General features: G+C 49.8%; 5 protein-coding genes. 1 reads left to right on the top strand and 4 read right to left on the bottom strand.

What is annotated here, in order from left to right:
* Window positions 1–168: 168 nt before the first annotated feature.
* Window positions 169–2271, top strand: coding sequence for an NAD-dependent DNA ligase LigA (ligA, locus tag B0I18_RS04495; RefSeq protein WP_106521439.1), 2103 nt, complete (start codon window positions 169–171; stop codon window positions 2269–2271).
* Window positions 2272–2343: 72 nt separating this feature from the next.
* Here ligA and B0I18_RS04490 read toward each other — a convergent pair whose 3' ends face one another.
* The 4 genes from B0I18_RS04490 to B0I18_RS04475 all read right to left on the bottom strand — a co-directional run bounded on the left by B0I18_RS04490 (window position 2344) and on the right by B0I18_RS04475 (window position 12104).
* Window positions 2344–4557 (bottom strand): TonB-dependent receptor plug domain-containing protein, encoded by a 2214-nt coding sequence (locus tag B0I18_RS04490; RefSeq protein ID WP_106521438.1) that lies wholly within the window; start codon window positions 4555–4557, stop codon window positions 2344–2346.
* Between the two features lie 107 nt (window positions 4558–4664).
* Window positions 4665–5624 (bottom strand): T9SS type A sorting domain-containing protein, encoded by a 960-nt coding sequence (locus B0I18_RS04485; protein WP_106521437.1) that lies wholly within the window; start codon window positions 5622–5624, stop codon window positions 4665–4667.
* Window positions 5625–5689: 65 nt separating this feature from the next.
* Window positions 5690–10423, bottom strand: coding sequence for a hypothetical protein (locus B0I18_RS04480; protein ID WP_106521436.1), 4734 nt, complete (start codon window positions 10421–10423; stop codon window positions 5690–5692).
* A 46-nt stretch (window positions 10424–10469) separates the two neighbouring features.
* Window positions 10470–12104, bottom strand: a complete 1635-nt coding sequence (locus B0I18_RS04475) for a T9SS type A sorting domain-containing protein (RefSeq protein ID WP_106521435.1) — start codon at window positions 12102–12104, stop codon at window positions 10470–10472.
* Window positions 12105–12118: the final 14 nt, after the last annotated feature.

Here is a 12118-nt window from a genome sequence, read left to right as displayed (position 1 = left end):
AAGGATCTTATCGAAGGGAGCGTGTATTGTAAAACAAGGAGTACGCTACCAGGGAAGACGATCAGCTAATGGCTGAGATGCTCGTTACGCTCAGCATTACAGCCTCCCTCTTGATACCCAATACCCAATACCCAATACCCAATTAAATCATTCAACCGTAACTTATACATGTACCAACCAGAAGACGAACAAAGGTTTGCCATTTGGGCAAAGGAGCTGTTACAGCAGACCGACACGGAAGAGCCGGCCGCCCGTGTGGAACGGTTACGGGGCGTAATCAATTACAGCGACTGGAAATATTATGTGCAGGACAATCCTGTGCTGGCCGATGTGGAATACGATACCCTATTCCGCCAGCTGAAGGATTTGGAAACTCAGTATCCCGACCTACTTACGGCCGATTCGCCTACGCAGCGCATCGCCAAAGGGCTGAGCGAACAATTCAGCTCGGTGGCCCACCTGGTGCCCATGCTCAGTCTCGAAAACTCCTACAACCCCGACGACCTGCGGGAATGGGATAAACGCAGCAGGGAAGGATTGAAAGAAACTGCGATCGAATACACCGTAGAACCAAAGTACGATGGCGCGGGTATTTCGCTGATCTATGAAAACAACCAACTCGTACGTGGCGCTACCCGTGGCGACGGGATACAGGGCGAAGACATTACGCCCAATATCCGGCAGATCAGGAGTATACCCCTGTCGGCGCAGCTAAGTACACAACAGGTAGACAGCCTCGAACTGCGCGGCGAAGTGATTATCCATAAAGAGACCTTTAAGAAATATAACGAACAACGTATTGCGGAAGGGCTGCCACCACTGGCCAACCCACGCAATGCCGCCTCGGGCACCCTGCGTATGCTCGATCCCAGGGAAGTGGCCAAACGCGGGCTGAGCGCAGTATTGTACAATGTAAGTTATCATACCACTACAGACAATCAACCCGACCCGGAAGTGTTGCATACACACTATGGCACCCTGGCCTGGTTGCAGCAACTGGGCTTCAATACCCCGGTAAAAGATATGAAGCGCTGCAGCACCATCGACGAGGTGATCAGCCACTGTCTCGATTTCGAAACGAAACGGGACGAACTGCCCTTCGAGATCGACGGTATGGTAGTAAAAATAAACCGCCTCGATCAGCAGGACCAGTTGGGCATGACCACGCACCACCCCCGCTGGGCCATCGCCTATAAATTCAAGGCACGCCAGGCCACCAGCAAATTGTTGCGGGTAGCGTTCCAGGTGGGCCGTACGGGCAGCATTACCCCGGTAGCCAAAATAGAGCCGGTGCCCATCGGCGGCGTAACGGTAAGCAGCGTGTCGCTGTTTAACGAAGAGGTGATCCGCGAAAAAGATTTAAGAGAAGGCGATACCGTACTCGTAGAACGGGCCGGTGATGTAATACCTTATATCGTAAAATCCAACCCTGAACTGCGTAATGGCACGGAACGCGTTATCGTGTTCCCGACACAGTGTCCCGAATGCGCCGAAGACCTGTATCGCCCCGAGGGCGAAGCAGCCTGGCGTTGTATCAATGTAAGCTGCCCGGCACAGGTAGTAGAGCGCATTATCCATTTCTCCAGTAAGGATGCCATGGATATCCGCAGCTTCGGCGACTCTATCATCCGCCGTTTTTATGAGCTGGGTATCGTACGCGATATCGCAGGCATTTACAAAATAGATTTCGAACAGCTGAACGGGCTCGAGAAGTTTGGCGCCAAATCGATCGAAAACCTGAAAGCCGCTATCGAAAAGTCCAAAAGCCAACCGCTGAACCGGCTTGTATTCGGACTGGGCATCCGGTATGTGGGCGAAACCACGGCCAAGACCCTGGCCAATGCAGTGGCACATCTCAAAGACTACAACACCTGGACGGTAGAACAGTTGTGTACCCTCGAAGATATCGGTCCGAAAGTGGCCGGCTCGGTACACCAGTTCTTCCAGACCCACGAAAACCTGCACCTGCTCGACGAACTGGAGGCCATAGGCCTGACGCTGACGAACCAGCACGTGGGCCAGGCAACCGGCGAAGGTGGCGCCCTCAGTGGCAAAACCTTCCTGTTTACCGGTACCCTCACGCATTTTAAACGCAACGATGCAGAATCCATGGTAGAAGAACGCGGCGGTAAACTGCTGAGCGGCGTAAGCAGCAAACTCAACTTCCTGGTAGTAGGCGCCGATGCCGGTTCCAAACTGGAAAAAGCCAAGAAGCTGGGCACCGTAAAAGTACTGACCGAACAGGAATTTCTCGAACTGATCCAAGACTGATTCAACCAGGCCCGTATCCCGCATACGGGCCTTTTTATGCCCGGTACAATCTACGCCGAACAACAAGGGCGCTTAAAAACCTGCTTTCAGTTTAACGACCAGGTTTCTGCCCGGGCCATTGATGCCGGAAGCAAACACACGGTAGTTTTGATCAAAAATATTTTCGATGCCAATCTGCGTTTTTATATGCTGCGTAACGGTCCAGGTAGAGGAGATATTAAGCGTATACCAGGATGGCATGCCCGGTGACGTGGCATATTGCAGGTTGTCTTCGCCATAAGGATTGTAATCGGCCAGGTGTTTCCAGCCATTGTACAAAATAAAGGCTTCTGTTACTACGGACCGGTAACGATAGCTCAGCCCCACCTTACCAAATATGGGGGGAATATGATCCATCGGCACTTCGTGACCATCCGCCCCCTGGTAACGGCCATAAGTATAGGTAATGTGACCGTATATACTGAGCCCATCTTTCGGGCGTAGTTCAATGCTGCCCTGGAAGCCGTAAATAAAAGCACGGGCTTTATTCTGGTTCGCCACCACCGCCGTCAGCTTCCCATTGTACAGCACAGAGTCTGCCCCGTTAAGCCGGTATTGATCCAATACCATCGCATTGCGGAATAAGCTGTAAAAACCACTGCCTTCTATGTAAATCCATCCCAGCAAATTACGCGAAAGGCTCAGATCAAAGTTATAGCTTTGCTCCGGCCTCAGGTTAGGGTTAGGCACCACAAGCTGTACGCCACCCGCCGATTCAAAAACCTTGGCCATATCGTCTATGTTAGGCGCACGAAAACCGGTTGCAAAATTGAAAGAGAGTTTGCTTTTGGCATCCGGCAGGTAAATGACGCCAGCATTGGCACTGAAGGTAAGATTGCGCTGGCGGGCTTCGGTAAAAGGCAAATGCAGAATGGCCGTGTCGCTGAATCGACTCCTGAGGCTTACATAGTTCAGCCGCAACCCATCATTGAGGATCAGTTTGCCTGGTATAAGTTTAAAAAGCTGTTGCACATACAGACCAGTATAACTCATCCTATTGCTACCGTCCGGGTAACGGGTATCGAGGCCATAGCTTTTTTCCTGGCTGACGATATTTTGCAGGAAAGCCGTTGAGTTCAAAAAATTGAACTGGCCATCGACGCCTATGCCCAACTCATGCCTGCCGGTACTTTTACGCAGGTCTGCGTTCAGCGCCAACACATCAACATCTTCGACCCGGTATTCCTTATGATCCTTCCTGTAAGCGCGCTGTATGCGGCTCTCGTTTATTTTCTGGTAGCTGGCCCCGGCATTGAACTGATCAAAAAATCCGTTCAATGCCTTTGCCTTGTACTGGTAAGACGCTAAAAACCTTTGCTGTGGCCCATAGTACCATTCCGCCCAACGCAGCTTACTATCCCGGGTATCTGTCAACCGGTCGTAACGGGGTATATCGCTACTGGTCGAATACTGAACGTTTAACTGGTGGCTTCGCGTGCGGCTGGGTTGCCAAAGTATTTTCTGTAGCAGGTCGAGTTGTTTATAGCCGCTGAACTTTTGCACATTAGGATCGGTATTGGCGACAATGGAATCCACGCCATTAACCCGGTCTATATAAGTTGTTCTTTTGCCCAGTTCGGGATAAAAAGGATTACGGTTATTGCCTTGGCGCAGATCGCCGAAGCTGCTATAGCTAAGGGAGGTGAGTATTGCCCATTTTTTCCACCCCAGGTTGATGTCCGCATGGCCGCTGTATTCGCGGTAGGCGCTGCTGTAGCGGACGCTGGCATTAGTTGTTACCAGGGGCTTTTCGCTTGCGGACAATTGTGCCTGCCTTGTCTGGAAGTGTACGACACCACCGAGCGCATCGGACCCGTAGATGGTAGAAGCGGGTCCATACAGGATCTCGACCCTTTCCAGGATATCATCATCGATCGTAATCGCATTCTGTAAATGCCCGGTCCGGTATATGGCATTGTTCATCCGTACACCATCCACTACCAGCAGGATACGACTGGCCTCGAAGCCGCGCAGTACAGGGCTTCCACCGCCCAGCTGACTTCTTTGCACAAACACTTTTCCACTCTGCTCTAACAGGCCGGCCGTAGTATTGGATAAAGCATCCGCGATAACCGGCGTATCCATTACCTCCACTTTCTGGGCGACATAACTGCTCTTTTCTTCAAACTTATTGGCGGTAACGATAATTTCGGCAACCTGCTGCCGTGATGCAGCGCTATCTTGCTGTGCATAGGAAGTTATCGTCCCGGCCAACGCCAGGATTACAAAGGATAATTGTTTGTTCATGGATATCGGGGATGAAATGTTTTATAAGATGGGCACAATACATGTACTGATCAAACCAAGGATTTGATTACAGGTAATGGCGCCAGGAAATAGAGCGGTCTTTAGTTCTAGCGGTCTATTAAAAGTTTTTCGGACTGCAGGAGTAGTGTCCCGTTAAAAAAATGAAGAAAGTACAGGCCCACCGGTAATTGTTCAAGCTCAAGGGTGATTTCGTTACGGAACGAAACATGCTGCAGTATACTGCCATGCAGGTTTGTTATGCTCACAGCGTAAAGGCTACCCGATAACTCCGGGTCTTTAATCCTTAATTGGTCCGAAGTTGGATTCGGATAGTATTGAAAGTTCTGTTGTCTTTCCACCACTTTTCTCAACGCTAAGGGGTCACAGCTGTAACCGAATTTGGGATGAATGGCACCCTGGTTGCGGAAACAGCTTAAATTCGGGGGACCGTATTCGTTTAAAGTACTAGGTTCCAGGATCGGGCCGGAGCCCGGTCCTACTCCCTCGTAAATAGTATAACGGGTATAATTCGAAGTACCCCCGCCGCTCATTCCCTTGTATGCGTAAAGTTCAAGTTGCCTGTACCAGGTTGTACCGACCAGGAAGCTATCCTTTTGTTGGACTATATGCATACTGATACTGTCACTACGACCACCTAAAACCAAGGGCATAATCAGGGTATCGCCAACATTAAGATTATAATTCATATACACAAACTCATTAGTGTCGGTTGCGCGATAAAATCCATTCTGGTGGTTTTGAGGTTTTATATATACTAAACCAGCTGCGGTATCGTCCCTCACCAAGGCTCTGGCAAAGTATTGCCCTCCCCATCCAATACCAGGTTTTATTTCGGTATAGATATGCCCGTTACTTTCCACTAAAGTGTCAGAAGCATAATATTGACAATAACTCCAGGTACTCATGCCACCAGGCCCCATTTCGCCCCCGCGACTACAGATCCAGTTATTCGTCGTATCCGAAAAATAAATCCTTTGTGCGTTTGTTTGTAATGAGATAAGATGCAGCGCAAAAAAAAGGAGCGCCTTAAAAAAATGCCTATTCATAACAACTACATTTAAAAATTAAATAAAGCACTGCCGACTGAGACGGCATGCAGCATCAGGTTTTATTATTGATAGACCACACTCAGCTTCCTGGAGGCAATGACTTTGTTGCCCAGTTCCAGGGTATAGAAATACACCCCGGCGGGCCAGCTGTTTACCGGTACCGTAACCCGGTTTTCCCCGGCGCTTAACGCTGTCTTCCATAGTTCAAACCCCTGGCTGTTGCGGATCACGAGTCTTGGTTGCAATGCCATATCATCGGCACTTACCGTAGCGAGGATCATGGTACTTTGCCCCGCCGGGTTGGGCACAGCGTCGGCAAGCGTGCTGGGCTGCCGCCCCGGCGTTTCGGGGATTTGTATCTTTTTCGACATCGGGTCAGTGGGTAGTTCCTCGATCGGGTGCAGCCAGTCCTGCCCATAGGCATACTCCAGCAATCCTTTGGCCAGGCGGCTTACTTCCAGGTTCGTTGCCGCAAGGTCCGTAACCAGGGCCAGCTCCTGCGGAGTCAGCGCATCAATGCGCCGCCCCTGCTGTTTAAGACTGATCATTACCCCATAATAGGCAGTATAGGCATCCGATTCAACCTGGGGTAAGTCCAGACCCTGTATCGTACTTAATGCCTGGCTGTACATCGCGGCATTGACATATATCGGAATAAGCAGTTTACGGGATGGCACATCTTTTTCCTTTTCCAGGAAACTCATCAGGCCGGCTTCGTCTTCCAGGTCCTTATAACCCCATATCAACTGCGTTTGCATGATTCTGCCTGCAAGGCTGTATTGGCCGCCCGCCTTTACCATAAGATTATAGACATTCAACAGGATATTGTGTGCCTGGCGCGTCATAAACCGCTGCGGACAACTTCGGGGCAGGTTGCATTGCGAATTGCTGTTAGTAGCACAGTTGTTCATGATCATTAAACCGGCCCATACCGGATTTTCGTAAGCGCCATTGCCCGCATAGTAGCGCCAGGGTACAGCCGAGTAAGAGTTGATGTCCCGCTGGTTGCTTACAAAACGGTTGCCTGCCCTGATGCCGCTTACCGGATCGCAGCTGGTGCCCTGGTCGTTTAGAAATTCTACCTGCCCCGATGCGTGCGGGTTGACAGCCCAGGCCAATTGATTCCTGTTATAGCTATTACAGAAGATATTCAAATAAAAATGGCCGCCCTGAGTCTGTGTACCGATGCTTAGGTCATTAAGGTTATTATCGGTAACGATGATGTTATGAAAACCATTATTATTGGCCAATATGCCCAGGCGTTTCAGGAACATATCATTGGGACCACCATCGATGGTACCGGATACCGTATTGCTACAGCCTACATAACTGCCCGCGCCCATATCCAGGTAAATGCCCACCGGGTACCGGTAGGTGAGGGTATTACCGCTACTGGTCTTGTAGGGATACATATTCCGGATCACATTACCCCGGATGTCGGCGTACAGGCTGGCGGCTACCGTAATGCTTTCTGAATTATGATCGAACGTGTTATTGTAAATTATGGGTGCGGTAATACTATTGTCATAACCGCTGATGTAAACTCCCCTGCGGTAGCCGTCGAAAACACAGCTCTCTACCCGCATACCGGTCGTCGATACATTGATGGCCGACGACCGATTGAGATAAGGCAACTGTTGCCAGGGCACGCTATAACGGAAGGTGCAATTGCGAATATCCACGCCACCCTTGATTAACCAGGAAGCAAAATAGCCGCCTCCATCGATCTCGTAACGCGGGTCGTCTTTGATGAATTGTACGTTATCGAACTTACAATTGGATGTTATAGTACCAGGAGTAAAGTAGGTATAGTTGGGATAATTGTTGAGGCAAACGGCCATTTTACAGTTATTGATCCGGCTGTTGCTGGCTTTGATGATGCCCCCGCCTGTATTCTCGCCCAGCTCAAAATTGAGGATCGCCAGCCGCGCATGTTCGAGCAGGGCGTTGTTCTTTAATTCCAGGTAACCCTGGTAAGCGGGATCAGCGGGGCGGTTGATATCGCCGGCTACCTGTATGCCCAGCCACATGGCGCCATCGCATTCGTTGGTAATGCGGGCCGCATCGATAATCAGTTTGGCGCCGCGTTCTACCGCGATCTTGCCCCGCGAAGGCATATAAATGGTAGTACCCGTGCCGCTGATCGTTAAGGTGGCGCCCGCTTTTACCCGGATGCTGCCGCTGATTGTCTTGCTCGACGACCAGGTGGTATTAGTGGTGATGATATTAGTTTCACCCACAGGGTTAAGGCTGCTGGGGTTATCTTCTATCGGGGTTTCCCAGATGCCGCGGCCGAAGGTGGATATCTTTAATTTACCACTACAGGCATTGTAGTCAATATCTGTAACTACCGTTTTGGGCATGCCGTTATTAAAGCATTCCCACTGCTGGCGGGCCTTGCTCCAGCGGTATACACCCACATCGGTGGCTGCAAATAATAAATCATCCGAACCCTCTATATAAAGCAACTTAATTACTGGCATAGCGGGCAATCCTCTACTGACATCGGTCCAGGTGCTACCATAATTACCGGAATACAAAACCCTTTTTTCCCGCGATGTACTGGGTACCGCAACCTGTGATGAAATAATACTTTCATAGCTTACCCATATACGGTTGGGGTTCTGTGGATCGATCTCCAGGTCGCTGATGGCGCAACCTTCTACTTTTGTCGGTGTAATGTTCTCCCAGGTAAAAAAAGTCGTCCTGTTTTTTGTCAGGAACAGGTTGCCATAAAGATCGCCAGCCTCGCCATTAGCCCAGTACAGATCGGAGTAGGCGATGTAGGCCACGTCCGGGTTCTTTTGGGATATAATAAAATCGGGAGGATTCTTGTGCCGGGAAATCAATTCTAAATTAGCTGCTGATGTGTTGAGTCCAATAGACGGCTTTGGCTCATTCATATTTAGTTGACCACCAAATTCAGAAGACCAGCCGGCATCCTGCAAACTCTTCTTCCAGATAAAATGAAAGCCCAGCCGGGCAATATTATGCTCATCGAATTTTAACGGGCGCATCCAACGTTTTGCCACACGTTCATCCATGATATCCGGAGGATTGGGTATTCCTCCCAGGTTGGTTACGGTTGCACCGGAGAAGTTTAAGTGTACATTCATGCCATACTGCATCTGCATGTAAGAGCTATTAATACCATTCCTGCTGAATGCCGGGATAATACCATCACCATAGGTATCCTCCAGGCTCCAGGGTACAGCACGACGCTTGTTATAAGCGTGGTTGCCGTTATCATGTGCCCCTGCCGACATATAGGCATCGTCAGACGGGCTTACTGCTACCCCATAGTATTGCGTGACGCAGATATTGCCCCCCATAAGGCTTTTAAAAGTGGCTCCCTTATCCGAACGGGACAACCCGCCATCTGTTCCACAAAAAAGCGTATCTCCTCCGGTACTCCCTCCATGGTAGATATGAACGATACGGCCATCGGGATGCCCACCGCCTATCGGGCTAAAGGTCTGTCCCGCGTTAGCAGATTTATGAATAAAATTGTAAGGGTAATCCGGAATGCCTGAGTGATTGTAGAGGTAAAGAACATTCGGATTTTTTTGCGAAGCTTCTATACCGCGGAATTTAGTAGAGTTGGCTGCACCCGAGAGATTGCTATTCAACAGGGAGAGCGTACTTAACGCAGGAATACCTGTTTTGTATAGTTTAAAGGAGTTCTCATCACCTGCGGTACCCTGTACCAGCATATAAACATCATCAACAGCGTTTAAGGCAATATCCCAGATTCCGGCTGTTGTATTTGCCGGATCAAAAGTGATGTTGTGCTCTCCCCATACACCAGGCAGCGTACCGTTGATTTCATTGAATGTATACAGTTTGTGATCTGTAGCAGTATTGGTGGTACTCAGTAGAATGCTGCCTGCCGGGTTATGGGTAAAATCCATATCGGATAAGTTGTAGTAACTATTAAAAACCGAACTTGTTATATCAAACCAGGGTTGGTTATCACCGGCCATCGGCTTTACATACAGCTTCTTATTGCATAGTGCGTATAATCTATTGGTCATGGGGCTGTAAGCAAGTTTAACAATAGGTTCTGTAGTCCACCCTTTGTCCGTTGTCGTATTTACAATCTGCCTGAATTTCATATCCGGCTGCCAGGTCTGCCCGCCATCTTTACTGTACATAAGCCCCAATCCATATAGCCCGTGCCAGGCCTGCCCTGCACCCATAAAAGTACCCGCAGCGACATAAATACTTTTATGGTTAGTCGGGGTCACTGCAATATGAGTAATACCCATCGTTCCCGGCAACACATCGTTATTTACGCCGTCCGTAATATTCGTCCAGCTTTGTCCGCCGTTTACAGTTCTCCACAACCCACCGGCGCCCGACCCGGCAAGAATAGAATCCGGGTTGGTGGGACTAACCCAAAGACTAACAACGCGTCCGTTAAAGTCTGCATTTTTATTATAGTAATTGGTAAAGGGGCCAAGACAAGTCCAGTTCCCCTTGTAACCTGCTCCCAGGCAATTAGAGAACGAACGCAGTTCTATATCCAGCGCTTCGCTCACTTTGCCAAAAATGGAAGTGCCTGGAGGGGCATCATTAGCCACACGTCCCTTCCAGAAAGCCTCCCAACGGCCATGTAATTTTCTCGCCCTGGCAATCTTTGTGGAATCGGTTTCCTGGCCGAGCATTCCGTTCAGGTACTGCCGGGAGATAAAGTCAAAACTATTCGTATCCGAGGGGCTTAAACTCAGGAAATCTTGTCCATAGCCCTGCCAGGCCGCCCATAACAGGCAGCAGGTAAAAATGAGCTTTTTCATCTGTTTTGTTTTTAAAGGATGCGGGCTATTGGCAGTAGCATAGCAGTCATGGTTGGCTTACAACAATATTCTTCGTACCGGCATTCCCAGATCTGTCGCTGAGCGTTGCCCTATATATCCCGGCCGCCCACTGGCTGATGTCAAGTTCCAGCTTATCTCGAAATGTAGCTTTGCATCGGGTCCGGCCAGCGCCATCTGTAATCAACAGCGCATACTTATGCTTATCCCCGTTTTTTACCCGGAATTGGATAAGCCTGTTCCCCGGGTTGGGAAATACCTCCCAGGTTGCCGGGTCCAATATCTTATCCCTGACGCCTACGGTTTCGGGGCCAAGCCGGGTAAGAAAAATATCAAGTTCCCCTTCAGACGTCTGAGGAAACCCGGGGCTGGCAGGACCTGGTGTGGTTGGTTCATAGTACCTGCCTCCCGCCAATACGGTCCCATCAGGCAAGGGATACAGCATATCTACCTGGTCCTCCTTGTTATTGCCAAAGCTTCTTTGGTTAATAAAATTGCCCAGGCTGTCGGCATGTACCACCCAGGAGTCCGTCATGCCATAAGTAACTTCAATCATGCCCCCGGTACGACTGCTTAGGTTTTGCCCGCCCATCCAGAAACTGCCGTCTGCAGCCCGGCAAAATACGCTGGGGACCTGCCAGCCCGGACCGCCAAAGGTGCTCTCCCAAAGGATATGGGCCAGGCTGTCGATATGTACCAGCCAGAAATCGGGGCCATCGTCCAGAGGTACCCGGCGTTGTACATCGCCGTCATTTGAACTGGTACGATTCAGTATATAAAAGCCACCAATACCATCTTCAAGGCATAGAATTGCGTGATCATATCCGCTACCATCGGAGCCTGTACCACCCAGGCAACGGTGCCACTGCTTCTGCCCCAGACTGTCCAGCTTTACGATATACAGATCGCTTTCACCTTTCGTACCAATAGCGTCATGATCTACAGAAGCCGTTACTCCAAATACATAACAGCCGCCATCGGGCGACAACTTAATGTCACCGGGTAAATCCGGTAATGTTCCGCCCAATACCTTGCCCCATAATTTATCTCCACTATTATCGACACGCAGTATCCAGATATCGGCATCAAAACCGCTGCCATAGTGCAGGCCGACATCGCCATCGGTCGAATTGGTACCAGTAGCGATAAAAAAACCGCCATCTGGCGCCGGAATAACATTACCCAATCCATCACTGCCCGTCCCCCCATAGTATTTGCTCCACAGCAGAACTCCCGATGCACTTCTTCGCTCGATGGCGATCTCATCACTCCGGCCGGGTATTTCTTTGTTACCGATAAAGATCGTATCGCCGTTCGGCTGCGCAAACCAATATTCCGGATAGAAGGAAGTAGTTTTTGGCGCACAGTACTCATTAAGAATCGATGTCCCAGCAGTATTATACCTACGGTAATAAAAGCTCCCCGGACCTCCTCCGGGAAATATGGCCGAGCAGGACGTATTGATATTACCTGTGGTAGATTCACTCTCAACATATAAACTAAACGTACCATCATTATGGACAATCACCCGGTCAGAAACCCCTTCCGATTTATTCCCCCCAAAGCTTTCCATCGAAAGTTGAGCGCAGCGCTGGGCATAGAGCGGCTTACATACCCCGGTGCAACCGGCTATCAGTAACAGGAAAAACAGATGCTTAGTCATGGAGAAAGTGTTTA

It is taken from the genome of Taibaiella chishuiensis (genome assembly GCF_003014535.1).
GTDB classification, from domain to species: domain Bacteria; phylum Bacteroidota; class Bacteroidia; order Chitinophagales; family Chitinophagaceae; genus Taibaiella; species Taibaiella chishuiensis.
The sequence above is the reverse complement of the archived record's forward strand: the minus strand, read 5'-3'. Positions and strand labels throughout refer to the sequence as shown.